The organism is Thermodesulfomicrobium thermophilum DSM 16697, from assembly GCF_059568695.1.
Map to the genome: position 1 here is coordinate 26101 of NZ_JCANTW010000013.1, position 24576 is coordinate 50676.

Here is a 24576-nt window from a genome sequence, read left to right on the forward strand (position 1 = left end):
GGCCCTCTTCCACGCGGAGAGGTGGCCGAGATGGTTTAAGGCGCACGCCTGGAGAGCGTGTGTGCTCGAAAGGGCACCGGAGGTTCGAATCCTCTCCTCTCCGCCAGATCTTTCCTTTTTTCCAACAAGGGAACTCCATCCGGTGACAGAGTATGGTGACGAGGGAAGCCGGGTGGCGGTACTGATCATGAACCCCGTGAGATCCGAGAGGAAGCAGCGGTAGTGACCCAGGCCGGGTACCCGGCTTCCCTGGCAGGAGCGAATTTTCGTTCCTGCCTTTTTTTGTGCTCATGGCTCGGACGCGGCTGGCGACGGATCCTCGATGGGCCACAGGGGAAAGAAGTCCGCAGGCAGGCGGTGGACGGGAACAGTGCGGGCAAGCGACTGCCACTGCGGCCAGTCAGGGGGCGTGCGTACTGTGAACTCAGGGAACACGAGGGCGGCGTGGTGGAGGAAAAGGCCGCCTTCCGTGCGCTCCGTGCCATAGCGGCCGTCGCCCACGATGGGATGTCCACAGGCGGCAAGGTGGGCGCGGATATGGTGCCGCCGGCCCTTGAGGATGCGCACCAATACCAGCGTGGAATCGGCCTCGTGGCAGAGGGGCCAGATATGGGTGTGGCGCAGGAGCGAGGGATCGGGCTCCGGCAGCACCCGGACCCGACGCCGGCGGGCGTCGTCGATGCGGGCGGTGCACGTCCGCGCTTGGGTGCAGTGCCCGTGCACCACGGCCAGATACCATTTGCGCACCCGCCCTTCCTCTTGCCACGCGTGGTATTGCGCTGCCGCCGCAGGGGTGGCTGCAGCGAGCACGACCCCTGAGGTCGGGGTGTCCAGGCGGTTGAGGAGTTGCCAGCCGGAAAGCCCCAAAAGCGGCAGGGCCTCTTCCAGGCTTCCTGGGGATGCGCCGCGCACGCTCGGCATGCCCGCGGGCTTGGCCAGGGCGGCAAAGGCGTCCGTTTGCGCGAGCAGCCGGGCCGCAGGCATGGACACACCCGGCGATGCGGCGTTGTCGTCGGTGATGGTCACCCATTGCCCCGGCTGCACGAGCGCCCCTTTGCGGCCAGGTCTGCCATCCACCAGCACGCGTCCGGCCTCGATGAGCTGTTGCCGCCCGCGGCGGCCAAGGGGGCACATGCGCCCCAGGACCACGTCCAGGCGGGCAGGGGCGGGGCCGGGGAAGCGAAAGGCCGCCATCACGCCTGCCGCATGGCCATGCGGAAGATCTCGTGGGGATCGAGGATGAGGATCACCCGGCCGTCCCCCAGGATGGTGGCCCCGGAAATGCCGGGGATATCCCCAAGGTAGTCACCGAGGGCCTTGATCACCACATCCTGACGCAGCAGGAGCTCGTCCACCACCAACCCCAGGCGCCGGTCCTGGACCGCGATGAGCACCGTGGGCAGGGTTTTGTCGGGGCGTGGTGCCGTGGGCAGACCGAGGATGTCCGCCAAGTGCACCAAAGCCACCACTTCGCCGCGCAAGGTGACGGCGTCCCGGCGGTTGACCCGTGAGATGCTCTCCTTGGGGATCTTGGTGGTCTCGGAGACGGCGTCCAGGGGGATGGCGAAGATATGTCCGGAGACCCGCACCAAGAGGGCGTCGATGATGGCCAGGGTGAGGGGAAGCGACAGGGTGAAGCGTGTGCCCTTGCCCACCTCGGAGGTCACCTGCACCGAGCCTTTGAGCTCCTTGATGTTGGTGCGCACCACGTCCATGCCCACGCCCCGGCCGGAGATGTCCGTCACCTGCGCGGCGGTGGAAAACCCTGGGGCGAAGATGAGCTCCCGGGCCGCGGCGTCGTCCATGTTTCGGGCCTGCTCCGGGGTGATGAGGCCCTTTTCCACCCCTTTTTGGCGCATGATGTCCGGGTCGATGCCCCGGCCGTCGTCTTCCACCTCGATGACCACGGCGTTGCCTTTGTGGGCGGCGCGCACCCACACCCGGCCGGTTTCCGGCTTGCCCTGGCGTCGCCGTTCCTCCGGGGGTTCCAGCCCGTGGTCCACGGCGTTGCGCAGGATATGCACCAAGGGGTCGCCGATGACTTCCACCACACTCTTGTCGAGCTCGGTCTCTTCCCCTTCGGTGATGAGCTCCACCTGCTTGCCGGACTTGCGCGAAAGGTCGCGGATGAGGCGTGGGAATTTGGAGAACACCGTATGCACCGGCAGCATGCGCACGTGCATGATGGTGTCTTGCAGGTCGTCGGAGATGCGCGTCATGGCGTCGGTGGTCTCTTGAAGGTGTTGGGCCACTTCGTGGGGGTCGCCGCCGGCAGCCAGGTCCCGGGCCAGCATGGCGAAACGGTTGCGGTTGATGATGAGCTCGCCGATGAGGTTCATGAGGTGGTCGAGCTTGGCGTGCTCCACGCGGATGGTGTTCGTGCCGCGGCGCTCCGCGGCCGGGGCGGCGGGGGCTGGCGTCGGGGTGGGGTCAGGTGTGGGCCTGGAGGACTCTTGGGGCGTTGGGGCAGTGGGGGGTGCCTCTGGCGCTGGGGCGGGCTGGTCTGCGGCCCGGGGGGCCTTGAGGCCTGCAAGGGCCGACTCCACCATGCTTTCCAGGATGCCGGCCTCCTGGGCGAGGAGGTCGAGCATCACGGAAAAGTCGATGCCTTCGTCCCGGGCCTTGCCCACCAATTGGGCCGTGCGCTGGGCGTAGACGCGCAGCTCCTCCAAGTCCATGTAGGCGCAGGCGTTGTGCAGGCTGGTGAGCGAGCGGTAGATGGCGTCCACCAGATCCCGCTGGGCGGCGTCCGTGCGCAGTCCCTCCAGGGCCGCGAAGATGGTGGCCAGCTGCTGGCGCACCGTGCCTTCGAAGACTTCCAGGTCTTCGGCGTCGCGGCCGGCGGGCGCTGCCGTCGGGGGGGCAGGCGGTTCGACACAGGCGGTCGGGGCGCTTGCCGTGAGGGCGCGTACGGCGGAGAGCGCCGGGGTGATGTCGGGCGCAGTGACGCGGCCGGTGGGCTCGATGGCGGCGATAAGCGCCTCGAGGGCGTCCACCGCGGCGAGCAGCGCATCGATCATGGGGCGGGATACGGCGCATTCGCCCTTGCGCGCTCGGCCAAGGAGTGTCTCCGCCTCGTGGGCCAGCTCGTTCATCTCCACGTACCCGATGATGCCGGCGTTGCCCTTGAGGTTGTGGAAGGCGCGGAAGAGGTCGTGGATGAGCTCGGTGTTTTCGGGATTGGATTCCAGCTCCACCAGGCCGCGGGAGAGATTGCCCGTGATCTCCGCCGCTTCCTCGAGAAAATCCCCCAGGTGCTCTTCATTGACGATGGCAAGGTTGTAACTCTGTGCCGTGGGGGCCGGCGGCGGGAGCTCGCAGGAGCAGTCTTGGGCCAGGACGCGGTCCAGCTCGGCCATGATGGGGGCGATGTCCAGGTCGCCTTCCGCACCCGTGGTCTCCAGGGCATCGAGCATGGCGCGCAGGGCGTCGGTGGTCTTGAGAATGAGGTCCATGGTCTCGGGCCGCAGGTGGCATTCGCCCTTGCGCAGGGCGTCGAGGACGTTTTCCCCCTTGTGCGCCAACTGGTTCATGCGGGTGAGTCCCAAAAATCCCGAAGCGCCTTTGAGGGAGTGCATGGGCCGGAAGATGGCATCGAGGAGAGCGCGGTTTTGGGGATCGCGCTCCAGTTCCAGCAGGGCGGGTTCGATGGTCTCCAGGTGCTCCCGGGCTTCGACGATGAAGTCGCCAAACACGTCGTCCATGGGCGCGGCCATAGTCTCCTCCTAGCCCAAGAGCATCTTGACGTTGCGCATGAGTTTTTCCGGTTGGGCGGGCTTGACCATATACATGTTGGCCCCCAGCCGCAGGCCGGATTGGATGTCCTGCTCCTGGCCTTCCGTGGAGAGCACGATGATGGGCAGGTCCCGGTAGGCCTCCTGCTCACGCACGGTGCGGATGAAGGTCAGGCCGTCCATGCGCGGCATGTTGACGTCGGAGATGAGCAGATCCACGGGTTGCTTGGCGCTGTAGAGTTTTTCCAGGCCGTCGATGCCGTCTTCCGCGGCGGTGACCTTGAATCCTTCTTTCTTGAGGATGAACGCCACGAGGTTGCGTACGGTTTTGGAGTCGTCCACGATGAGAATGTGCTTGGCCATGAGAACTCCTCAAGGTTGGAGAACGGCGCGCACGATGGCGGCCACGGAAAGAATGCCGATGAGGCGGCCCTGACGGGGGATGATCCCGGCCAAGAGCCGGTTGCCTTCGCCCAGTCGGGCTTCCACGTTCCATTCCACCTCGCCGTGGCGCACCTGCTCCATGGCGCACAGCCCGTGCACCACGAGACCGAGCTGCAGCCCTTCGCCGCGGCACAGGACGATGAAGCGCTCCTGGTCTTCGGCACGCATGGGGATCTCCAGGAGCTCCGCAAGGCGCACCAAGGGCGTGACCCGGCCGCGCAGCTGGGTGATCCCGGCCACGGCCTTGGGGGCCGCAGGAAGACGGGTGGGGGCTACGAAGGGCACCACTTCCTGGACCTCGGCCACGGGCAGGAAGTATTCTTCACCGCACACGCGAAAGCCCACCAACCGCAAGCGGCTGTCCGCCGCTGGGGCGGGGGCGCCTTGGACGGCCTCCTGCTTTGGCATGGCCTTGGGTGGATGCGGCGCGGCCGGCGCGGGCGCCGGGGCCTCGGGCTGGGGCGCGGGCGGCGTGGCCGGGGGTGCTGGTGGGGTTTCGGTGCGCGCGGCGCAGGGGCGTGGGGGGGCGTCTTGCTCCACGCACAAGCCGGCGTACTGGCGTAAAAACAGGACCTCTTCCGGGGTGAGCTCTCCGGCCGCCGGCAAATCCAGGGGGAGGTCCTGGAAATAGGCTTCCGGGCTGACGACCTGGGTCATGCGGCCTCCGGCAGGTACTGGGTGAGAATCTCTTGCGCCAGCGCCAGGTACTCCTGGGCGCCTCGGCTGGTGGGGGCGGTATGGAGGATGGGTTTACCCTGGGCGCTGGCTTCACGAAATTTGGTGTCCATGCTGATGACCGTGCGGCAGACGCGGGGGCCCAACTTGCGTCCCATGAGCTCCAAGACCCGGCGGCAGGCGCCGGCTCGGCGGTCGTACAGGGTGGCGAGCACCCGCACCGGGATGCGGCGGCGCAGGCCCCGCTCCAGGGTGCGCACGGTGTGGAAGAGCAGCGAGAGCCCATGCAGGGCGAGGAAATCCGTTTGCACGGGGACGAGCACCAGATGGGCCGCGGCCAGGGCGTTGACGAGCAGCACGCCCAGGTGCGGCGGGCAGTCTACGATGGCCACATCGAAGGGTTCGGGGATGGCGGCCAGGCGCCGGGCGAGGATGCCGCCTTTTTCCGGGATGTCCCGCAAGGATTGCTCCAGGTCGGACAGGGCGCTCACCGCAGGTACCAGGGCGAAGCCGAAGTCCCGGCGCGGACTTACGGCCTTGGGCCAGGCGGCGGCGTCGGGCTGGGGGGCAAAGAGGTCCAGGGCGGAGCCGGTGAGCGTGCCGGGATAGTGGGAGAGGTGGATGGAGGCGCAGGCATGGGGGTCGAGGTCGATGAGCAGTACGCGCTTGCCCAGACGCTCGAAGCTCGCCGCCAGGGAGACGGCCGTGGTGGTCTTCCCCACCCCGCCTTTTTGGTTGGCCACGGCAATGGTCTTCATGGCTGCCCCCCCAGGAGGCGGGCGAGGAGTCGCTCCCAGGCGCGGCGGTCGTCCTGGTCCAGGTCGGTAAACTGGATGCCGAGGAGCGCCTGCCAGCCCTGCCGCTCTGCCCGCGCCACGCGGCCCACGGCACGCAGCTCCTGGTGGGCGGCGTTTTCCAGGGCCTTGAAAAATCCTGGATGGTAGAGGTTGAGGCGCGGCACCACGAGCCGCACTTCCACCAGGGCCCCAGGGGCAAGGGGGAGGCCGCATTCCACGGCAAGCCCGGTGGCAGAGACATCCCGGCACGTGGCGTCCGTCCAGGCCGCAGGCGGGAAGGCCACTTCCCGCAGCCGCAAACGGTAGGCCTTGGCCAGCCGAGGTGTCCTCCGTCGCTCCTTCATGCGCTGGGCTCCTTGCGGTAGATGATACAGCCGGGATGCTGTACCGGCCGGAAGGCGCGGGAGAGGTTGTGCACCGATTCCGAATGCCCCAAAAAGAGGTACCCGCCCGGCAGGAGATTGTCGTAGAACCCCGCGAGTACCCGCCGTTTCATGTCGTCGTCGAAGTAGATGATGACATTGCGGCAGAAGACCACGTGGCTGCGTTCCACCCGGCGCACCTGCAGGCGGTCGCTCAGGTTGATCTGGCCAAAGTGCACCAGGCGCTGCACCTCCTCGTTGATCCGAAAGCGGCCGCCGCCTTCGTTGTGGAAGTATCTGGCAATGATTCCAGGCGGCGTGGTGCGCAGGCTGTATTCGGAATAGATGCCGCGCCGAGCGGTATGCAGTACCGCCTCGGAGAGATCGTTGGCCGTGATGCGAATATCCCACGATCCAATGCTATTTCCAAGCACTTCATGGCAGACAATGGCTAATGTGTAGGGCTCTTCTCCAGTGGAACACCCTGCAGACCATATATGGATGGAACGCGTGCTTTTTTGGGACTCGATAATCTCGGGAAGAACGTTTTTTTGGAATACATCGATTTGCGGTGGATTGCGAAAGAAGCTCGTTTCGTTGGTTGTAATGACCTCGAAGAGCTTGGTGAGTTCTTGCTTGCGGTCCGGATCGAACTTGAGAAAATAGTAATACTCGTTGAAATTTTTGAGATTGAGCTCCCGCAGGCGGTTGGCGAGGCGGTTTTCCAGGAGATATTTGCGGTTTTCTCCAATATAGATGCCGCTTTGCTCATAGATGAAGTCACGGAGATTGCGGAAGGCCTCGTCGTCGATGCGAGTTTCCCGCTCTAGGGTGATGGTCTTGGAGAAGAGCGAACTCATGGCCGCATCTCCCCGGATGCAGTATCGAGGGCGTCCAGGGCCCGCTCGGCCGCGGCCTGGATGTCTGGGTTGGGGTTGGCGAGGGCGGCGAGCAGGGCGTGGAAGGCCGCGTGCCCGCCCATGTGGCCGAGGGTTTCCACAGCCTTGATGGCCAGCAGGGTGTTGTCGCTTTGCACCATGGGGATGAGGCGCGGGGCAAAGCGGGTGGCACGGCGCTCGGCCAAGGTCTCCATGGCCCGCACCCGTACCCAGTCGTCGGGGTCCTCGAGGAGGGTGGCCACGTGGTCTTCCCAGGCCGGGTCGGTCTTGGCCAGGTGGGCTGCGGCCTCTGCCAGGGCGAGGCGCACTGGGGCACTGGGGTCGTGGACGAGGGAAAGCAGGGCGGCGTGGATGGACGCGTCACCTTGCGCTGCCGGCACCAGGGCTTCCAAGGCCAGACGCCGCACGTCTTCCACCGGATCGTGCAAAAGCTGCACGAGCTCGTGGACAAAGCGTTCGGCCCCCAGGCGACCCAAGGCAGCGGCTGCGAGAAACCGCTCCAGGGGGGCCGGGGAGTGGGCCATTTCCAAAAAGTGGGCCTCCACCTCAGGTCCGCCGATGGCCACCGCGGCCTCCAGGGCGGCTTCTTTGACGTCGTTGTACGGGTGCTGCAGAAAATCGAGGATCTCCGGGGCGCAGTGACGGCATCGCAGCGTCGTGCCCAGGAACGCCAGGGCGTTTTTGAGTACCGTGCCGTCCGTGGCCGTAGCGAGGATCTCGCGAAACCTGTCGTGGAGGCGTTGGTCCCCATGGCGGGCCATGACCGCGCTCATGCGGCGCTGCATGTCCCGGCCGTGCAGGGGAAAGACCTCGGCCAGGCGCAGGGCCGCTTCCGGGGTGCCGAGGCGGTCGCTCACTGCCACGGCCACGGTTGCCAGGGCCTCGTCGTCTGTGGCGTGCAGGGCGGCGTCCAGAGCGGCCTCCAGGGCGGGGGCGCTGGTGTGGCTCAAGGAGGCGATGGCCTCGATGGCCTTTTCTAGGCGCTCCGGGTCCTGGTCCGGGTTTATGGTTGCCGCCAGGGCGAGCATGCGCCCGGCCGCCTCGCCGTTGCCAATGGCCCCGAGGCCGTGCATGGCGGCGTCTTGGATGTCTGGGTCTTCGTCGTCCAGGGCGATGCGCAGATACCTGCCAAAACTCGCCCGCTCCGCTTCCGGCAGCCAGGAGAGGGCCTTGGGACCCAAAAGGCGCACCACGGCCCGGACCATCTTGTTGCGCAAGGCATCCGGGGCGTCGTGCATGCGGGCCAAAAGCAAGGGGGCGGCCTTGCGGTTGCCCATGGCCGCCAGGGCGTCCACGATCATGGAGGCCACGAGCTCCGAACTGTCTTTCAGGGCGCCGGCCAAGGCCTGGATGGAGGATTCGTGGCCGATCTTCATAAGCGCCTCGATGACGGCAAAGCGCACCCATTCGTCGTCCCCCAGGGCGCGGTTGAGGGCCGAGGCCGCCTCCGGGTAGCCCAGTTCCCCCAGGCTCACGGCCGCCTGATAGCGCACGTTGACGTCCGGGTCGTGGAGCAGGGCGTCGCACAGCGGCGGCACGGCCGTGGCATCGCCGCACGCGCCGAGGATATCGGCGGTAAAGATGCGCACGTCCGGGTCGGGATCGGTGAGCAGCGGCAGCAGCGCGTCCTGGTGCGGCCCTGCCAGGGAGCGCAAGAGGTCCATGGCTAGGTTGCGGGGCACGGGATCGTTTTCCCGCAGCAACGGCAGCAGGGCTTCCACCGTGACGCGGCCGCCGAGATGGCGCAAGGCCATGTCCACCGCCTCCTGCACCCCGGGACTCGGGGAGTGGAGTAGCTGCACCAGCAGGGGGATGGCTTCCTCCATTCGGGCTTCTGCGGCCAGGAAGGCCCCTTCGCGTTGCGCTTCGATGTGCGGACTCTGCAGGAGGGAGAGGATATCAGCCATGAGCGTTCCGTCCTTGGTAGGGCTCGCGGCGCGGGGTGTCCGCAAGCTGGATCAATGTTGCGGCAATGGCGTCGAGATCCACTACCGCATCGGTGAGGCCGGCGTCCACTACGGCCTTGGGCATGCCGTATACCGTGCACGTGGCTTCGCTCTGCGCAAGCACCACCCCGCCTGCGGCCTTGAGCCGCCGGGCGCCTTCCAGGCCGTCGCTGCCCATGCCGGTCATGATGAGGGCCGCGGCGCGGCCGGCACAGGTGCGCGCCACCGAGGCGATGAGCTCGGTGGCCGAGGGCTTGTAGAGGGCGTCTTGAGGCTCTTGGCCCACTTCGGCATGGAGTCGCAGCCCCTGGCGCCGCACCCGCAGATGCAGCCCTCCGGGGCCTACGAGCACCAACCCCGGGGCAAGGGGCATGCCGTCTTCCGCCTCGCGCACCGTAATGGCGCTGGTGGCGTCCAGACGCTGGGCAAAGGGGCCGGTAAAGGCCCGGGGCATGTGCTGGGCGATGAGGATGGGCACCGGGAAGTGGGCGGGCAGGGCCGCAAGGATGCGTTGCACCGCCGGCGGGCCGCCGGTGGAGACGCCGATGGCGATGAGTTCCACGCCTTTGGGCCCAATGCCGGGCGCCGGGGCGGGGCGCGGCGCGGCAGAAACTTTGGGGGCGCGCCGCCGGGCCACGGCCTTGACCTTGGCGCGCAGCTCGGCCTCGATGTGCACGATCTCGAGGCTCACCCGCGATAGGGCCTTGGGGATGAAGTCCACGGCCCCGGCCTCCATGGCGGCCAGGGTCTCCTCGGCCCCTTCGCGGGTGAGCGAGCTCACCATGAGAATGGGGCGGGGGGTCTCGGCCATGATGCGGCGCACGGCGGAGATGCCGTCCATGACCGGCATGTCCACGTCCATGGTGACCACGTCCGGGTCCAGGTGCCGCACCAACTCCACGGCCTCCTCGCCGTTGCGGGCGGTGCCGACCACCTCGATTTCCGGATCACCGGCCAGCATGGTGGCCAGGGCCTTGCGCATAAAGGCGGAGTCATCCACCACCAGCACGCGGATCATGCAGGCTCCTTGGGTTGTTGGTGACGTGCGTCATCGGCCGTGGGTATGATAACCAAAAGCCCATCCCCGGGGCAAGGGCATGTCCCTCCCCGAGCGGCCTCGCCCACCGTGCCTGACCAACAAAAACGGCGCCCGCAGGCGCCGTGGAGATGTTCTGCGCTCACAGAGCGTCCATTATAATTTGAAGTATAGATCAGATACTCCGTTGGTATAAGGTGCACTTCCACGGATACTCCCCGTATTATATACTCCATCGTCATACTGGGTATCGATTGCCTGGCAAACATCATAAGGAACATTGTCAAATCCAATGTACATCGCAGTAAGGTTATGTACCGTAGCGTACCCTATTCCGATGTTGCCGCCATAGATGTTCGCCGGATTTCTGGTTCCATCAGCAGTCGTCGGGCCGCTGATGATGTTTGCCAAGCGCATATGCCACCACGCTTGACAGGTTTCTGTGTTTAAACCCGATGTACAAACAAAATTGAATCCATCAATAAGACCATCGCTGTCGCCAGGGGTTACTGCTGACCAACGAGAGCTTGCTGTGTTGTCATCACCAGGGTACTTGCCGTATTTATCGTAATACGTGTACGTCGCCGCAAGGATTTCCCGGTACTGGTTGTAGAGCCGCTTGACCTTTGCGTTGTTGATGAGCTCTTGCCCCTTGAGCACCGCGCCCAGGATGATGCCGATGATCACCAGCACAATGGCCATTTCGATGAGGGTAAAACCCCGCTGTCCTCTTGCCTTGTCCATACTTGACCTCCGTTGTGGGTTTTCCCGCCGGGTGCGCCACTGGGCCTGGCCGCGTCCCCGTGGCGCCCAGATGGGGGAGCCGCGTCCGTTGCCCGCAGTTTGGTTTTTGATGCAAAAATTCGCCGTTTCCTAGTGCGCCTCCGTGTTCCCGGTCAAGAGGGAGCGCCCGTGTCAACAGATTGTCATGGTCGGGCCGCCTGCGACTGGGGGGCCTGGCTTGCGAGGGTGGTAAGGAGCCGCCGGGCGGCGCGGTTTTCCGGATATTGGGCCACCAGGCGGGTGAGTTCCTCGCGTGCCTCCGGGATGCGGTTTTGGGCAAGCAAGGCCTGTGCCAGGTAGAGCCGAGTGGTGGCGTCGGCGCGGCCTTCGGCCACAAGCCCCCGGAAGATGGCCTCGGCCTGCGCCCCATTTCCCGCGCGCAGGGCGAGCACCCCTTCCCAGCGCCGCACCACCGCGCTGCCGGCGCCGGCCACGCGGCGCAGGCTTTCCAGGAGCTGGCGCACCCGCGCCGTATCCTGCGCCCCCCAGGCTGCGGCCAAATCCCGTTCCAGCTCGAGCACGCGCTGGTTGTGGCGGGCGCGTTGGGAGAAGACCTGCTCCAGCTCCAGGGTGGGCCGCGCCAGGTCCTCGATGCCGATCTTGGTGCGTACCGGCGCTGGCGGCGGCGGTGGCGGGGCCTGGGGGAGGATTTCCTGGGCTGGCGGCGGCGGTGGCGCCTGCGTGGGCGCTGTGGGCGGCGCCGGGGCCGGTTCTATGGTCCGTGTGGCCTGGAGCCGTGGCCCCAGGCGTTCCACCTCGCCCTGCACCCAGTGGACCAACGCCCAGCCCGCCCCCACGCAGGCGGCAAGGATACTCACGCCCACGGCGATGCGGCGCACGACCCGCAGGGGCACGAGCCGTCGGGGGGTGTGCACCGGGGCCGGCGGCGGTGGCTGGGGCGCGGCGGCGTTTTTCTTGAGACTTTCGTAGATGAGGCTCATGGGGCTACCCGGATGTGCATGACCACCACGAGTTCGCGGGTGGTCTCGCTATCGGCGCGGCGGCCAAAGAGCCAGCCCAGGCCAGGGACTTCGGCCAGGGCGGGCACTCCGCGGTCGCCTTTGCTTGAGTCGCGGAAGATGAGCCCGCCGAGGATGATGGTGTCGCCGTTTCGGGCCCGCACATTGGTGCTCACGTTGCGCACGTCCACCTTGGGCAGGGTCACTTCCGATTGGTCCACGAAGGTGGCCTTGTTGGAGAGGTCCACCTTGCTGGTGATGGGAAAGATCTCCAGGTCCACGCTGCCGTCGTCGCGCAAAAACGGCACCACCCCGAGCATCACCCCCTCGAAGGCCGAGGCGGTCTCGGTGCTGATGGTGACTCCGTTGTCGTCGCTCTCCCTGGTGAGCTCGCGGATGTAGTTCATGGTGGTGCCCGAGGTCACCAGGGCCGGCAGGCCATGGCGGGCGCGCACGTGGGGGTTGGAGATGATCTTCACCCCGCCGAAGGTTTTGAGCGCATCCACCGTGGTGTTGAGGATGAAGTCGTAGGTGTCGTCCGAGGTGGGCGCGAGCGAGGAGGGGAATACGATGGGCCCGCCCACGTTGGCGTAGCCGGTCTGCATCCGTCCGGTGCCGTTGGAAGAACCCAGGCCGATTTCGAAGACCCGCTCCCCGAACACCCGGCGTTGGACGAAATTCCAGTCCACGCCCAGGTTGAAGCCTTCGGAGAGAGTGACTTCGAGGATCTGGGCGTCGATGACCACTTGGCGGCTGAGCTTGCGATCCAGGCGTTCGATGAGGCGGGCCACGGCCTCCATGCGGCGCGGCGTGGTCTGCACGTAGAGGGTCCCGGCCACCGGGTCCAGGGTGAAGGTCCCCATGGCCCCTTCCGGGCCGGCGAGCAGGGTGCGCAGGTTGGCGGCCAGTTGTCCGTAGAGGGAGCCTTCCTCCGCGCCCTTGTTGAGGGAGGATTCCACCTGGAAGGCCGAGCGCAGATTGGAGGTGGTGGTGTCGGCGCTGGCGGAGCCGAAGATGTCGCCTCCGGTGGCGATGTCCACGCCGGCGCGGGTGTTCATGAACTCCAGTTGGAAGACGCGTTCGGTGAAGCGCTGCACCACCAGGGTATTGCCGCGCACCTCCCAATGCACGTCAAAGGCGCCCAGGAGGCTTTCCACCACCTGCTGGCTGATGGCGTTCTCGAAGCTGATGGTCACGCGGTTGTCGAGGCTGAGGGCCGGGTCGATGACCAGGTCCATGCCGGCGTTGCGCACCACCACGTAGAGCACGTCGGCCAGGGGCTCGGAGCGCACGGAGATGGTGATACGCGTCTCTTCCAGGGGATTGTAGCGGGGCGGGGCGATCTCCAACGCCGGGGCCTGGGCCGGGGCCTGGGCTTCGAGGTTCTGGATCTCGCTTTGGCGCGCGGCGTGGGTCTGGCGCTGTTCGTCGGCCAGGGCTTCTTGGAGTTGGCGGTATCCGGACCCAGGCTCCAGGGTGTTGCGGGCCAGAGGCGGGGCGCAGGCGGCAAGAAGGACGAGGAGAAAGGCGAGACTAACGCGCATGCTTGAGGGCCTCCAATTGGCGAAGGAGCAGGATGGCTTGATCGGCGTTGATGGATTGTCCCCCCGAAGCGGCCGAGGCATTGGCTGCCTGGGCCGGGGTCTCCAGGGTGGCGTTGGCAAAGGCCGGGGGCTCTTGGGATGCCCGCTCCAAGCGCACGGCAAGCGGCGGGATCCACGGCACCATCTCCAGGGCGCCGGCGGCCTCGAGCAGCACCCCCTGGGACGAGATGGCGTGCACCCGGCGGCCGTCCGGGAGCCTGTCGCCCACCCGGAACACCCGGCCGTCGATGAGGGCCAGGCGCTCGGCCCCTTGGGGCACGATGAGGGTGAGCCGCGTGGCGGTGCGGCCCGTGGTGGTGCGCTGGGAAATGACCGACGTCTCCAGGGAGGCGATGGCCGCCTGGGTGGGGCCTCTGTCCAGGGCCTCCAGGGCCGCGGTGATGGTGCTGCGCCAGGCGGGGTCCGGCAGCGTGGGGGGCGTCATGTCCGGCACTTCGGGGACGTGGCGGGCCACCTGTTCCTGGACCCCGGGCACGTACAGGTATGCCGCCCCTCCCAGGGCTGCGAAAGCGGCCCCCATCAGGGCATATCGGATCAGTACGGCGCGCAGGTACGGGTGCATGGCTATTTCCCGAAGTTTCGGTGCAGGGTCATGGTGAAGGCGTTGCCGTCCATGTCGAAATGGAGATCCGCCGCGGCCACCGTGTAGTCTGCGGCGGCAAGATCCCGTTGGAAGGCGTCGAAGACCGCCTGGGCCTGGGTCATGGGAAGCTCGATGCCGCCGGTAAGCTGCAGCTGCACGCTCCAGGGTTCATAGCGCATCTCCAGGGTGAGGAGCCGGCAGGATTCGGGCTTGAGACGGGCAAGTTCGTTCCACAGCGCGGCCACAGGGGGCGCGGCTTCGGCCTGGAGCACGGCCTGGGCGGTGGCATGTACGCCCTGGGCCAGGGCCGCGTGCTCGGCGGAAAAGGCGGTCTCCTGCTGCACTTGGGCCAAATCCCGCAACAGCTCCGCCTTGCGGGCGGCAAGACGCTCGGCCTGCTGCGCAAGGTCCGCTGCCGTGGAGTGGAGCCACAGCCCGCCTGCCGTCAAGAAAAGGCCCAAAAGCAGCACCATGGCCCAGGCCAGGGGCTCCCAGGGGCGCAGGGCCGCGGCCAGACGCTCCGTGGGGGAGGTGAGGCTTGCGCCGTGGTGCACGTGCGCCAGGGGCAGGGCGGAATACCGCGTGCCTGTTTCGGTGCGCAGGGCGCACACCGGCAGGGCGCGGGCGTCTTCCAGGGGAAGGTCGCGGGTGGGGGTGAGCCCGGCCACCCAGAGGGTCTGGTCCACCTCGAAGCCGTTTTCCTTGCCCGCAAAGGTGATGTCCGCCTGCAGGGCGCGCACGGCGCTCGCCCAGGCCGGGCCGTGGTCTTCGGCGAGCATTTGCCGCCGGCCCCAGAGCACGTGGCCTTGGCGCACCACCAGGGCGGTGATGCTGCCGGGAAACTGGAGAAATCCTGCCACGGTGCCGCGCTCGCCGCGCAGGATGCCCAAAAGCAGGGAGCTGGCGTCGTGAAGGAGCAGGCCGTGGCGGGACTTGGCGTGCAGGTGCCCTAGGCGCGCCGTTTCCGCCGAGGTCATGAGGTGAAAGCCCAGCAGGGTGTGGTTGGGCCCCAGACGCTTGCGGGAAAGGGGAAGGAGCGTCGTGGTGTCGTCCAACTCCCCGCCGCGGGCAAGCAGGCGGCGGGCAAGGAGCGGGGCGTACTTGGGCGGGGCGTCCACGCGCACCGCGCCCGGCCCCAGGGTGTCGCGGGTATCGGCCACCCAGAGGCGGAAACGCTCCAGGCCGTCCTTTTCATCAAGCAGCGTGATTTCGCCGCGGGCCAGGAGCATACGACCGGCGCTGCAGTCCAGCACCACTTCCGTGGCCGGTGCCGGGGCCACGGGGATTTGCGCCAGGGGCGCGTCCGTGGAGGAGGCGGTGGGCTCGGGCGCGCTTGACGGCGCAGGCGGGGCCTCGGGCGGTGCGGGTGGCGTGTCCGCAGGCGGTGCGGCGGGCTTCTCTTGCGGGGCGCTCGGGGGCGTCGCAGGCGCATCCGGGGGTGCGGCCTCGGTGGGCGGCGTTTCGGGGGGGGCTGCCGCCGAGGGCGTTGGCGGGGAGACGGCCTCTGCCGGGGGCTGCGGCGCGCTCCATGCCGGCGGGGGGGTGAGCGCTTCGGCGGGAATTTCCGGGAGTTCCTCCACCTCCCAGGTGGAGGGGAGTTCCACCAGGTCTTCGCTGGGGGGGAGATCGGCCGGATGCGCCGCGTTTTCTGCGGCAGGCCCTGGTGTGGAGTCTGCGGGTGCCTCCGGGGCAGGCTCCGGGACATGCGGCATATTGGCGAGCACGTGCTCCGGCGAGAGGAAATCGTCGTCCAGCGGGGCCGCGTCTGTGGTGGGCGGCTCTGGGACGGCGTCGGGGCGGGACTTGGGGTCCTGGGTCATGGCGTTGGCTCCAGGCTCAGGAATTGGCCGGTAAGCTGCAGTTGGTAGCGCTCGGTGGCGTTGGCCTCGTCTTCTTCCACACGGGTGATGGAGAAGCGCTCGGGCTGGAAGCGGTAGCCCCCGGGCCGGGGATGGGCGTTGGAGACGATGAGCAGCACCGCTGCGGTCTCTTCCCAACTGGTCTCCCGGTCCACGAGGATGGGATAGCGGCGCAGGGCTTCCGGGCGCAGGCGCGGGGCGCAGGCAAGGAGCTCCTGCCAGGCCTGCACCTCGGCGCGTTGCTGGCGCAGTTGGGAAATCCCCTCGGCCAGCATGGCGTTTTCCCGCTCCAAGGCCGCGGCGCGTGCGCCTTCCACCATGGCCGCTTCAAAGGCCCGGCCACAGAACACGGCCCCTGCGGCCACAACCATCAGGGCCACGGCGGCCCACAGCCCCATGCGCATCATGCCCCCAATTTGGTCACCAGTTCGTACACCGGCATGAGCAGCCCCACCATGATCAGGGCAAACATGCCGCCGAGGAAAATCATAATCATGGGCTCCAAGGTCTTGGAGAGCACCTCCACCAGGCCCGCCAGCTTTTGCCGGTAGAGCTCGGCCACGTACTGCGCCTGCTCATCCAGCTTGCCCGTCATCTCGCCCACGGCGAGCATGCGCACCGCAAAAGGGTCGAGGGCCTGGTTTTGGCGCAAGGCATCGGAAAGAATGAGCCCCGCCATAATGGACTTGCGCGTTCCCTGCAATCGCGCCTTGTACACTTCGTTGCCCGTGGATTCGATGACCAAGGAGAGGGAGCGGAGCACGCCGATGCCGGCGCCGATGGTGATGCCGAGGTATTCGGTGGCCCGGGCCGTAAGCGAGGTGTGCAGGATGAGGGAGAGCACCGGCACGCGCAAGGCGAGCATGCTGAGGGCGTAGCGCACGGCCAGGAAGCGCTTGCGCGCCCAGGCAAGCACCCCCCCCAAGACGGCGAGCACCCCCAGGGAGGTGAGAAACCAGTTCTGGAACCAGTCGGCCATGGCCATGAGCAGCCGCGTGGGCGCGGGAAGCTCCACCCCCATGTCTTGAAAGAGCATCACCAGCTGCGGCACCACGTACCAAAACCAGAACACCACGGCCAAGGTGACGACGACAAGCAGAAAGGCCGGATAGGTGAGGGCCCGTTTGGTGCCGCTCACGATGTCGTGGATGTGGCGCAGGTGCGCGCCGCTCTTGTGGAGCATGGTGTCCAGCTGCCCGGTCTCTTCGCCGATGCCCACCATGTGGCGCACCACGAACGGGGCGATCTGTGTTTGGCGGGCGAGAGACTCGCTGAGGGTCTGGCCGGACTGGATGTCGGCGCGGATGCAGGTGATGGCGTTTTTGAGGCGTGGATTTTTGGTGTCGATGGACAGCTCTTCCAGGGCCTCCATCACCGTGACCCCAGCACCCACGAGCATGCCGAGGTTGTTGTAGAATTCCGAGAGCTCCAGGCGCGAGATCTTTCCGATCCCCAGTCCGGTGCGCCGGATGAAGGCGTCCACAGCCCGGGGCAGGGGTTGGATTTCCAGGGCGATGCCGCCGGTGGTCTCCACGTAGCGCACCGCTGCCTCGGGATCCGTGACCGGGAGGTCCAGGACTCCGGATTCGATGCTGCCAGCGCTGGTGAGGATTTTGAAGCGAAAAAGCGGCATGGCTATCTCGGGGCGTAGCGGGTGGTGCCGAGCACGCGCATGAGCTCCGCCACCGTGGTGTCTCCTTGCAGGGCCTTGTCCACGCCTACCTGGAACATGGAACGGAAGCCTTGGGCCTGGGCCGTGGCCTCCAGTTCCGCCAGCGGCGCCTCGGCTTCGAGCAGGGTGCGCAGTTCCGGCGAGACGATGAAGATTTCATAGACCAGGGTGCGGCCGAGATATCCGGTCATGCCGCACGTCGCGCACCCTCGGCCGCGGAAGAGACGCTCGGGGTGCGTGCCCAGGTAGCGGGCCTCGGCCTCGGAGGGCGTGTACTCTTCCCGGCATTGGGGGCAGATGGTGCGCACCAGGCGTTGGCTCACCACCGCCACCAGGGACTCGGCGATGCTGAGGCTGTCGAGCCCCAGGCCCCGCATGCGCGGAATGGCGCCGATGGCCGTGTTGCTGTGCAGCGTGGAGAGCACCAAGTGGCCGGTGGTGGCGGCGGTGATGGCGGTCTTGGCCGTGAGTTCGTCGCGCATCTCGCCGATGAGGATGATGTCCGGATCGTGGCGCAGAAAGTAGCGCATGGCATTGGCAAAGTCGTAACCTGCGGCCTCATTCACCTGGGTCTGGCGCGCCAAGGGCACGATGTACTCGATGGGGTTTTCCACGGTGAGTACGTTTTTGCCCAAGAGATCCAGGGCCGAGAGCCCCGCCACCAAGGTGGTGGACTTGCCCGAGCCCGTGGGGCCGGTGAGCAGGATGATGCCGAAGGGCTCCTGAAAGGCCCGCTCCAGGTTGCCGAGATCCTGGGGGAGAAAGCCCAGGGCGCGCAGGCTGAGGTTGGCCCGCTCTTGCAAGAGCAATCGCAGCACCAGGTTTTCGCCGTACGGGGTGACCACCGAGGAGACGCGCACGTCGAACTTGCGCTCCAGGAGATTCGCACTCCAGCGGCCGTCCTGGGGCAGGCGCTGCTCGGAGATGTCCATGCCGGCCATGAGCTTGATGGCGGTGATGGCGCGTTTCAGGTTCGGGGGGTAGAAGCGCACGCTGCGCAGCACCCCGTCCACCCGGAAGGCGACGTTGATGCCGTGCTCCATGGGACGGATATGGATGTCCGAGGCCCGCTCCTTGATGGCGAAAAGGAGGAGGTGCTCCACGAAGCGGTCCGGGTTCACGGTGAGGGAGGTGTCGTTCGCCAGGATGCGGGCCTCGCGCTCCAGGATTTCCTCCACCGGGTTTTCCAGGAAGAAGAAGTAGTTGTAGATGGCGGCAACGACCTTGCTCTCTTCGGTGAGCACCACCTGCGGTTTTTTGCCGCAAAAGCGCAGGCAGGCCTGCTCCAGGTCGGGCCCGGGCAGGCTGGACGTGGCCACGCGCACGGCCTCACCCTCCAGGCGCAGGGGCAGCATGCGCAGATTGAGGCAGGTCTGGCGGTTGAAGCTGCGCAGCAGCGCAAGGTCCGGCACCTCGCGGGTGATGTCCACGTGCTCGATCCCCAGCTGCTCGCTCAAGGCCTGGGTGAGGTCGTATTCGGAGACGATGCCGATACCCGTGAGCACTTCACCGAGTTTTTCCTTGGTGACCCGCTGCTCCTGCAGGGCGTAGTGGATGTGCTGGTCCGTGATGAGACCTCGCTCCTTGAGGAGGTCTCCCAGGCGGATGACGGGTTGGCTCATGGCTGGGCTCCTTGGGTGGAGGCGTTGGGCCGCAGAACTTCCCAGAGCACGGCGGCGGCGCTGAGACGTTTCCCATCCACCTCCCACAAGGGGACGAAGGCCAGGGCCATGGAGAGACCGAGCATGGCCGCCACCGCCCACGTCCAGGGGAGGTTGTCCACGGCGCCGCGTTCCTGCCGCACTTCCCCAAGGGCCGCCCCGAGCACCCGGCCATCGAGGGCTCGGGCATCCAGGGCCATGCAGGCGTAGAGGGCCCGTTCCAGGATGAGGTTGGCCAGGCGGACGTTGCCCCGGCACCCCCGCCACAGTCGCCGCGCTCCCCAGGGGGTGAGCCGCAGTTGGGATCCGGCGGTGGCGAGCTTGAAATGGGTGTAGTCGACCAATTCCTGGCGGGAGAGCTCCGGCAGGGTGCGGGAGATGGCGATGCGGCTCTTGAGCTGGCGCAGGCAGGGCTCGGTGAGGCGTTCGGCGAGCTCCGGCTGGGCGATGAGCAGCACCTGCACCAGCTTGTGGCCGCCGAACTCGAAGTTGCCCAGAAGCCGCAGGGCCTCCAGGGAGTCGAAGGTCAGGTTGTGGGCCTCGTCCACGGCGATGACGCAGATGCGGCCTTCTTGATAGCGGGCGAGGAAAAATTCCTGCAGGGCCCGTTGGTGGTCCAGAAGCGTCCAGCCGGGATCGGGATGCAGGCCGAAGTCCTCGGCAATGGCCCGGAACAGGTCTTCCTTGGTGAACATGGTGGTGAAGACCCAGGCGAAGTCCACCGGTTCGGATTCCAGGCGGGAGAAGAGCTGCAAGGCCAGGGAGGTCTTGCCCACGCCCACCTCGCCCATGAGGGCGAGAAAGCCTTTGCGCGTGAGGATGCCGTGGGCAAGCTCTTCGAGGATGGTGCGGGTGGCCGGGGTGTGGAAAAAATGTTCCTGGCTCGTGGCCATGGAAAAGGGGTTGCCCGTGATGTGCAGCCGCGCAAAGGGGTGGTCGTGGGAAGAGAGCATGGCCCGCTTCTTGGGGAAAAAACGCTGGCGGTGTCAAGGATGGATGCGGGAAAACCGCAGGTACGGCGCGTTCACGGACACAAGCTCTGCACGAAGGCCGGGGTGGCGAAGTCCACGATGTCGTCGTGCACGGGGCGCAGATCGGTGGGATTGGCGCTGTAATCGGTGTCGTTGGTCTGGTCCGTGCCGTTACTGACGATGAGAAACGCCGCGGTCTGGTTGGTGCCGTTCACCAGGGTGAGGGTCCGGTTGCCGCTCAGGTAGGCCACGGCGCCCAAGCGCCCCCAGCGGTGGGCCGCCTGGGCGGAAAACCAGGCCGCTGGCGGCAGGGCGCAGCCATTGGCCTTGGCATAGCCGAGCACCTCGTTGCGGGCGCTGCGCACCATGCGCTTGGCTTCGGCCATCACGTCCCGCTTGGTGCCGGAGACGATGCGCGGCAGCAGGGCCGCCACCATGAGGCTCATGATCACCAGGATGATGGCCATTTCCACCAGGGAAAATCCCTTACCAATGGGTTTGGGCGAAATGGGACGGTACATACACGAAATCCGTGTGCTTGAGGTCGAAGTTTCCCGGCGGGATGGCCGCGATATGGCCCACGAAGGCCTTGGCATCGATTTCGGCCGTACCGTTGGTGAGCACCCCGCCGGTCCAGACGCTGGTGGCGCCGGTGAAGGAAAAGTCGCCATGGGCCTCCAGGTACATGCGCTGGGCGGCGTCGGTGGAGGCGTTGGTGGCGTCCGTAAAGGTCGTCCCATCCAGGGAAATCTGGGTGGTGATCTTGGAAAGGGACGCCTTTTCCACCACAAAGACCTGAATGTCCGCCAGGGTGCCGGTGGCGTTGAAGTTGAGGCGCAAGATCCCTTTGTTCATGGAAAGGTTCTTGAAGACATAGGAGCCGCTTTGCAGCGTGAGCATACCGTTTTTGGGGATGGTGACGCTTCCGTAATTGCCGGGAGCAAGCGGGCCGCCCGAGCTGACGTCGGGCCCGGTGGAGGCAAAGGTCTGCATCCGGGGGATCCCGGGGGAGACGTAGGGCTGTAGCCCGGGGACAGGACTTTGATTTTGCTGGATAGTCCCCGTGACACTGCCTGGCGCAGTCACCGTCACCGTGCCGCCGGCAACGACATTGCCATGCACCGTTCCACGGATGTGGACACTTCCTGCGGCATACACATTGCCGTAAACATCCGTGTTTTGAGCAATGGTGATGTCTCCGCCCGCATGGATGTCGCCGTGAATGATCACGTGTTGGGCAAGCGAGATGGAACCGTTGGCGATGATCCCCGATGCCTGGGTGTTTTGGGCAAGATCGACCGCGCCGCCGGCGAAGATCGTTCCATTGATGTCCACATTTTGCTGGATGGCGATGGATCCGTCACTGGCGACGTTGCCGGTGACGTCGGAGTTCTGGGGCATGGCGATGGCCGCGGGACTGAAGAGCAGGTGCTGGGTGGCGTTGTGGGCCTGGGGGGAGGTGTTGGTCCCGGTGCAGATGAGGTAGTAGAGTTCTTCCATGCCCATCCATTCCACGAGGTCGTCCTTGGGGTCCGTGGTATTGAGTACCGGGGCCGTGTAGTCCAGGTCTTGGGTGGTGTCGTGGCCGCGGGAGGCTACCCAGAAGGCGGCGCTGATGCTCCCTCCCCCGGAGACGATCTGGGTGGCGGTGGCGTTGGGGATGGTGCAGACACTGATAGTGGAGGAAAAGGGGCGGTAGGTGTAGGCGCGGCCCCAGATGTCGGTATCCGGCAGTTGGGCGCTGGTGAGGTTGGCGGGCAGGGTGTCGTTGTGGGCATCGGCCCACTCGACGATGGCGTGGCGCAGGGCCAGCAGGGCCTCTTTGCCCTCCTGGCGTTTTTCGTGCCGGGTGCTGGAGACGAGCGCCGGCACCACCAGGGCGGCAAGGATGCCGAGGAGGACGAGGACGATGGCGGCTTCCACCAGGGTGAACCCACGCTGCGGCATAGCTACTCCGGGAAGAAGAATTGGGCGCTTTTGAGGGTGACCCGTTGCCGGTAGGAACCCGTGCCCTCGGTCCAACCGAGTAGGACCTTGTCCATGAGGGCGTTCCAGGTGGCGTTCATGGTGACCGTGTGCGCGAAATACTCGCTGGCCGCGTAGCGGTGCTCCGGCGCCACCCCGCCGTCCAGGCCCGAGATCGTGAGATCGCTGCACCCGGCGCAGTTGAACCACACGTGGGTGGTGTATTGCCCGCTGGTGGCGTTGCGCAGGATCTCCACGCGCACCGGATAGGTAACGGTGCCGGTTTCGTCGAAATAGGTTTGGTTGGAAGAGCGGACGTAATTGGGGTGCGGTGGGCTGCCGTCAGACGGGGTGAAATTGTGTTTGAGGTCGTCTTTGCCCCGGTCCAGATCGCTGCTTCCCGTATTGTTTCCCCAATAGGCGATGCCCAGGTGGTCGCGGTGGCTTTTCGGATCGCCAAAAGCCCCAGAGGTATAGAAATCGAACTCCACCGCCATCTTGGGCGGCAGCACGAAGGGGGAGACGCCGTTATCGCCGGGCTGGTTGAAGGTGCTGGCGTATCCCAGGGCCGAACCCTTGCCGCCGCAGGACTGATGCGAGTTGGTGGCCGCGCTCACCACGGCGAAGGTAAAGCCGTCGGCGAGCGGATTGCCGACTTTTTCCACCGTGAAGGTGAAATAGGCCCGCAGTCCCTTGCCCAGGGTGCACTTGCCGCTGGTGCAGACCGGCGTGCCGCTGGTGGCGTTGAGATTCCCCGTGTACCACACGCAGCCGTAGGAAAATGCGGGGGTCGTGCCATTGGGGATGCCGAGGACGATGGACGAGGGCGTGATCTTGGCGCCCAGATCGTTGAGCCCGCTGGTCACGGCTACGGTGTGCAGGAGGATGTCGTCCCAGGTGGCCAGGGCGCCGGGGGTCTGCGCGCCTTTTGCCCGTTCGGCGCACAGGATGGTCTTGAGGTGCGGCAGCGTGACGGCAAGGATCAGGTCGTCGTCCGCCTGCCGGGCGTCGGTGCTGGCGTTCAGCGCCGCGTCTTCTTGAAAGTCCGGCCCCGAGCTTGCCACCACGAAGGCCACGTCCGCGATGGTCTGGCCTTCTGGGGAAACGAAGGTACCTGATGTGGCGTTGGCGGCGCACACGTCGCCGGTGAGGTTCGGATCCCGCCGGTAGCGGATGGCGTTTCCCCAAGGGTCCTTGGGCGCGCCCAAAGGGGCCAGGGTGGCGGGAAGGATGCGGGAGTTGGCCTGCGCCACGCCGATGACGCCGTCCCGCACCGCCTGGAGCGTGGCGCGGGCCTCGCTCATCTTGCCGCGCAGGATGCCGCTTTTGAGGGTCGGCACCACCATGGCGGCGATAAGCCCCAGCACCACCAGGACGATGGCCAGCTCCACCAAGGTGAATCCACGCCGTATCTTCATTGCGGCCCCACCACGTTACGCAGATATCCCATGACCTCATATCCTTGGACCGGGAGCACCACATCGTCTTTGGTGGGCGAGGAAAAGTCCATGCTCGCCGCAAGCGGCACGATGGTGGCGGTATTGAGTCCCGCAAGGCTGGGGTGGTCGGCCGCGCGGTTCTTCCCCAGGCTGACCACGGCAAAGGCGATGCTGGTGCGGTTTTCGCCTTCCGGCAGCAGGATGGCCCGGGAGGCGTTCCCATCGGGAAGCGTCAGGGTCTGGTCGCGGGCGGCGTCCGTGACCACGGCGAAGGACTCGTCAAGCGCAAGCCCGGCGGTGGTGACCCCGCGGATCATGCGCAGCCCCCCGCCCCAGGGGTCCAGCCCGGTTGCGTTGCTGCAGCGCAGAAAATCGGCGTCGCTGGGGTAGTGCTCGTGGAGCAGGCTCGCCCGCAGCATACAGTCGCGTACTTCCAAGAGTTGGGCCCGCGCTTTGGCCAGGCGCCGGGTCTCGGCCAAGGTGTTCCACGAGAGCACGCCCACGGCAAGGAGCAGCCCGATGATCACGAGGGCGATGCTCACTTCCAGGAGGCTGAAGCCGGTGCAGGCCGTGGCGCGTATCTGCTTCATGGGGCGGTGGTTTCGCTGTGGGGACCGCGGGACACCCCGAGGTCCTGGAGGCGGCCGTTGGCAATGGAGTAGAACCAGCCGTGGAGAAAGAGGCGGCGGCCTCGGCTCCAGGCCCGGCGCACCAAGACGTTGTGCGCCAGCGCCTCGACCCCGTGGCGCACGTTGAGCTGGCCGATGTCGTCCACGTCTGCCTCAGGGTGCGCTTCCACCAGGCGGCGGACCGATTCGAGCCAATGGTCGAGCACGCCGGGGGTCGTCCCCCGCATCACCGCCTCGATGCCGCCGCAGCGCGAATGCCCGCAGACGATGATGTGCTCCACGCGCAAGACATCGATGGCATATTGGAGCACGCACATGAGGTTCATGTCCGTGTTGATGATCTGATTGGCGATATTGCGGTGCACGAAGACTTCCCCGGGCATGACCCCGGTGAGCTGATCCGCGGGCACGCGGCTGTCGGCGCAGCCGATCCACAAGAACTTGGGTTTGTGCTGGCGTTCCAGTTTGCGGAAGAATCCGGGATAGTCGCGCTCCATGCGTTCGGCCCAGGCGGCGTTGTTGCGAAGCAGTTGGGCGATGTCGGTCATGGGAACTCCG

General features: G+C 66.4%; 23 protein-coding genes, 1 tRNA gene and 1 other RNA gene. 2 read left to right on the forward strand and 23 right to left on the reverse strand.

The features are described 5' to 3' along the window. Window positions 1–15: 15 nt before the first annotated feature. Both BR00_RS05895 and ffs read left to right on the forward strand, forming a co-directional pair. Window positions 16–106: transfer RNA gene (locus BR00_RS05895), tRNA-Ser, on the forward strand. A 53-nt stretch (window positions 107–159) separates the two neighbouring features. Next, window positions 160–256, forward strand: an RNA gene (ffs, locus tag BR00_RS05900) — signal recognition particle sRNA small type. A 32-nt stretch (window positions 257–288) separates the two neighbouring features. On the opposite strand, the gene BR00_RS05905 is transcribed toward ffs, so the two are convergent. From BR00_RS05905 to BR00_RS06015, 23 genes are all read right to left on the reverse strand, one after another. After that, window positions 289–1194 (reverse strand): pseudouridine synthase, encoded by a 906-nt coding sequence (locus BR00_RS05905; RefSeq protein ID WP_496476667.1) that lies wholly within the window; start codon window positions 1192–1194, stop codon window positions 289–291. Then, window positions 1194–3716: a chemotaxis protein CheA gene (locus tag BR00_RS05910; protein ID WP_496476668.1), complete on the reverse strand. Its 2523-nt coding sequence runs from the start codon at window positions 3714–3716 to the stop codon at window positions 1194–1196. The genes BR00_RS05905 and BR00_RS05910 overlap by 1 nt, the downstream gene beginning before the upstream one ends. 9 nt (window positions 3717–3725) lie before the next feature. Beyond that, window positions 3726–4097: a response regulator gene (locus BR00_RS05915; RefSeq protein ID WP_496476669.1), complete on the reverse strand. Its 372-nt coding sequence runs from the start codon at window positions 4095–4097 to the stop codon at window positions 3726–3728. Between the two features lie 9 nt (window positions 4098–4106). Next, window positions 4107–4835, reverse strand: coding sequence for a chemotaxis protein CheW (locus BR00_RS05920; RefSeq protein ID WP_496476670.1), 729 nt, complete (start codon window positions 4833–4835; stop codon window positions 4107–4109). Continuing rightward, window positions 4832–5611, reverse strand: coding sequence for a ParA family protein (locus BR00_RS05925; protein WP_496476671.1), 780 nt, complete (start codon window positions 5609–5611; stop codon window positions 4832–4834). Before BR00_RS05925 ends, BR00_RS05920 begins: the two co-directional genes overlap by 4 nt. Further along, a complete protein-coding gene (locus BR00_RS05930; RefSeq protein WP_496476672.1) occupies window positions 5608–5994 on the reverse strand; it encodes a PilZ domain-containing protein in 387 nt (128 codons plus the stop codon). Before BR00_RS05930 ends, BR00_RS05925 begins: the two co-directional genes overlap by 4 nt. Then, window positions 5991–6872, reverse strand: a complete 882-nt coding sequence (locus BR00_RS05935; protein ID WP_496476673.1) for a CheR family methyltransferase — start codon at window positions 6870–6872, stop codon at window positions 5991–5993. Before BR00_RS05935 ends, BR00_RS05930 begins: the two co-directional genes overlap by 4 nt. Then, complete coding sequence (locus tag BR00_RS05940; protein ID WP_496476674.1) at window positions 6869–8818, reverse strand: HEAT repeat domain-containing protein; 1950 nt, start codon at window positions 8816–8818, stop codon at window positions 6869–6871. Before BR00_RS05940 ends, BR00_RS05935 begins: the two co-directional genes overlap by 4 nt. After that, window positions 8811–9875, reverse strand: coding sequence for a protein-glutamate methylesterase/protein-glutamine glutaminase (locus BR00_RS05945; RefSeq protein ID WP_496476675.1), 1065 nt, complete (start codon window positions 9873–9875; stop codon window positions 8811–8813). The genes BR00_RS05940 and BR00_RS05945 overlap by 8 nt, the downstream gene beginning before the upstream one ends. A 174-nt stretch (window positions 9876–10049) precedes the next feature. Further along, window positions 10050–10637, reverse strand: a complete 588-nt coding sequence (locus BR00_RS05950) for a type II secretion system protein (RefSeq protein WP_496476676.1) — start codon at window positions 10635–10637, stop codon at window positions 10050–10052. A 182-nt stretch (window positions 10638–10819) separates the two neighbouring features. Further along, window positions 10820–11617, reverse strand: coding sequence for a tetratricopeptide repeat protein (locus tag BR00_RS05955; protein WP_496476677.1), 798 nt, complete (start codon window positions 11615–11617; stop codon window positions 10820–10822). Continuing rightward, window positions 11614–13179, reverse strand: a complete 1566-nt coding sequence (locus BR00_RS05960; protein WP_496476678.1) for a secretin GspD/PilQ domain-containing protein — start codon at window positions 13177–13179, stop codon at window positions 11614–11616. Before BR00_RS05960 ends, BR00_RS05955 begins: the two co-directional genes overlap by 4 nt. Then, window positions 13169–13801 (reverse strand): hypothetical protein, encoded by a 633-nt coding sequence (locus BR00_RS05965; protein ID WP_496476679.1) that lies wholly within the window; start codon window positions 13799–13801, stop codon window positions 13169–13171. Before BR00_RS05965 ends, BR00_RS05960 begins: the two co-directional genes overlap by 11 nt. A gap of 2 nt (window positions 13802–13803) precedes the next feature. Then, window positions 13804–15642 (reverse strand): hypothetical protein, encoded by a 1839-nt coding sequence (locus BR00_RS05970; protein ID WP_496476680.1) that lies wholly within the window; start codon window positions 15640–15642, stop codon window positions 13804–13806. After that, window positions 15639–16088: a hypothetical protein gene (locus BR00_RS05975; protein ID WP_496476681.1), complete on the reverse strand. Its 450-nt coding sequence runs from the start codon at window positions 16086–16088 to the stop codon at window positions 15639–15641. Before BR00_RS05975 ends, BR00_RS05970 begins: the two co-directional genes overlap by 4 nt. Continuing rightward, the gene (locus BR00_RS05980; RefSeq protein ID WP_496476682.1) at window positions 16085–17314 is read right to left on the reverse strand and encodes a type II secretion system F family protein; all 1230 of its coding nucleotides are present in this window, start codon (window positions 17312–17314) and stop codon (window positions 16085–16087) included. The genes BR00_RS05975 and BR00_RS05980 overlap by 4 nt, the downstream gene beginning before the upstream one ends. Before the next feature lie 2 nt (window positions 17315–17316). After that, window positions 17317–18975 (reverse strand): GspE/PulE family protein, encoded by a 1659-nt coding sequence (locus BR00_RS05985; RefSeq protein ID WP_496476683.1) that lies wholly within the window; start codon window positions 18973–18975, stop codon window positions 17317–17319. Beyond that, the gene (locus tag BR00_RS05990) at window positions 18972–19967 is read right to left on the reverse strand and encodes an ExeA family protein (RefSeq protein WP_496476684.1); all 996 of its coding nucleotides are present in this window, start codon (window positions 19965–19967) and stop codon (window positions 18972–18974) included. The genes BR00_RS05985 and BR00_RS05990 overlap by 4 nt, the downstream gene beginning before the upstream one ends. A gap of 71 nt (window positions 19968–20038) precedes the next feature. Beyond that, window positions 20039–20506 (reverse strand): type II secretion system protein, encoded by a 468-nt coding sequence (locus BR00_RS05995; RefSeq protein ID WP_496476685.1) that lies wholly within the window; start codon window positions 20504–20506, stop codon window positions 20039–20041. After that, window positions 20472–21932, reverse strand: coding sequence for a polymer-forming cytoskeletal protein (locus tag BR00_RS06000; protein ID WP_496476686.1), 1461 nt, complete (start codon window positions 21930–21932; stop codon window positions 20472–20474). The genes BR00_RS05995 and BR00_RS06000 overlap by 35 nt, the downstream gene beginning before the upstream one ends. A 2-nt stretch (window positions 21933–21934) precedes the next feature. Continuing rightward, on the reverse strand, window positions 21935–23368 hold the full coding sequence (locus BR00_RS06005) for a prepilin-type N-terminal cleavage/methylation domain-containing protein (protein WP_496476687.1): 1434 nt from the start codon (window positions 23366–23368) through the stop codon (window positions 21935–21937). Beyond that, a complete protein-coding gene (locus tag BR00_RS06010; RefSeq protein WP_496476688.1) occupies window positions 23365–23979 on the reverse strand; it encodes a type II secretion system protein in 615 nt (204 codons plus the stop codon). The genes BR00_RS06005 and BR00_RS06010 overlap by 4 nt, the downstream gene beginning before the upstream one ends. After that, on the reverse strand, window positions 23976–24566 hold the full coding sequence (locus tag BR00_RS06015; protein WP_496476689.1) for a carbonic anhydrase: 591 nt from the start codon (window positions 24564–24566) through the stop codon (window positions 23976–23978). The genes BR00_RS06010 and BR00_RS06015 overlap by 4 nt, the downstream gene beginning before the upstream one ends. Between the last annotated feature and the right edge of the window lie 10 nt (window positions 24567–24576).

Coding starts and splice junctions, on each gene's coding strand:
- BR00_RS05905 (WP_496476667.1), bottom strand. CDS start 1,194: ATGGCGGCCTTTCGCTTCCCCGGCCCCGCCCCTGCCCGCCTGGACGTG.
- BR00_RS05910 (WP_496476668.1), bottom strand. CDS start 3,716: ATGGCCGCGCCCATGGACGACGTGTTTGGCGACTTCATCGTCGAAGCC.
- BR00_RS05915 (WP_496476669.1), bottom strand. CDS start 4,097: ATGGCCAAGCACATTCTCATCGTGGACGACTCCAAAACCGTACGCAAC.
- BR00_RS05920 (WP_496476670.1), bottom strand. CDS start 4,835: ATGACCCAGGTCGTCAGCCCGGAAGCCTATTTCCAGGACCTCCCCCTG.
- BR00_RS05925 (WP_496476671.1), bottom strand. CDS start 5,611: ATGAAGACCATTGCCGTGGCCAACCAAAAAGGCGGGGTGGGGAAGACC.
- BR00_RS05930 (WP_496476672.1), bottom strand. CDS start 5,994: ATGAAGGAGCGACGGAGGACACCTCGGCTGGCCAAGGCCTACCGTTTG.
- BR00_RS05935 (WP_496476673.1), bottom strand. CDS start 6,872: ATGAGTTCGCTCTTCTCCAAGACCATCACCCTAGAGCGGGAAACTCGC.
- BR00_RS05940 (WP_496476674.1), bottom strand. CDS start 8,818: ATGGCTGATATCCTCTCCCTCCTGCAGAGTCCGCACATCGAAGCGCAA.
- BR00_RS05945 (WP_496476675.1), bottom strand. CDS start 9,875: ATGATCCGCGTGCTGGTGGTGGATGACTCCGCCTTTATGCGCAAGGCC.
- BR00_RS05950 (WP_496476676.1), bottom strand. CDS start 10,637: ATGGACAAGGCAAGAGGACAGCGGGGTTTTACCCTCATCGAAATGGCC.
- BR00_RS05955 (WP_496476677.1), bottom strand. CDS start 11,617: ATGAGCCTCATCTACGAAAGTCTCAAGAAAAACGCCGCCGCGCCCCAG.
- BR00_RS05960 (WP_496476678.1), bottom strand. CDS start 13,179: ATGCGCGTTAGTCTCGCCTTTCTCCTCGTCCTTCTTGCCGCCTGCGCC.
- BR00_RS05965 (WP_496476679.1), bottom strand. CDS start 13,801: ATGCACCCGTACCTGCGCGCCGTACTGATCCGATATGCCCTGATGGGG.
- BR00_RS05970 (WP_496476680.1), bottom strand. CDS start 15,642: ATGACCCAGGACCCCAAGTCCCGCCCCGACGCCGTCCCAGAGCCGCCC.
- BR00_RS05975 (WP_496476681.1), bottom strand. CDS start 16,088: ATGATGCGCATGGGGCTGTGGGCCGCCGTGGCCCTGATGGTTGTGGCC.
- BR00_RS05980 (WP_496476682.1), bottom strand. CDS start 17,314: ATGCCGCTTTTTCGCTTCAAAATCCTCACCAGCGCTGGCAGCATCGAA.
- BR00_RS05985 (WP_496476683.1), bottom strand. CDS start 18,975: ATGAGCCAACCCGTCATCCGCCTGGGAGACCTCCTCAAGGAGCGAGGT.
- BR00_RS05990 (WP_496476684.1), bottom strand. CDS start 19,967: ATGCTCTCTTCCCACGACCACCCCTTTGCGCGGCTGCACATCACGGGC.
- BR00_RS05995 (WP_496476685.1), bottom strand. CDS start 20,506: ATGTACCGTCCCATTTCGCCCAAACCCATTGGTAAGGGATTTTCCCTG.
- BR00_RS06000 (WP_496476686.1), bottom strand. CDS start 21,932: ATGCCGCAGCGTGGGTTCACCCTGGTGGAAGCCGCCATCGTCCTCGTC.
- BR00_RS06005 (WP_496476687.1), bottom strand. CDS start 23,368: ATGAAGATACGGCGTGGATTCACCTTGGTGGAGCTGGCCATCGTCCTG.
- BR00_RS06010 (WP_496476688.1), bottom strand. CDS start 23,979: ATGAAGCAGATACGCGCCACGGCCTGCACCGGCTTCAGCCTCCTGGAA.
- BR00_RS06015 (WP_496476689.1), bottom strand. CDS start 24,566: ATGACCGACATCGCCCAACTGCTTCGCAACAACGCCGCCTGGGCCGAA.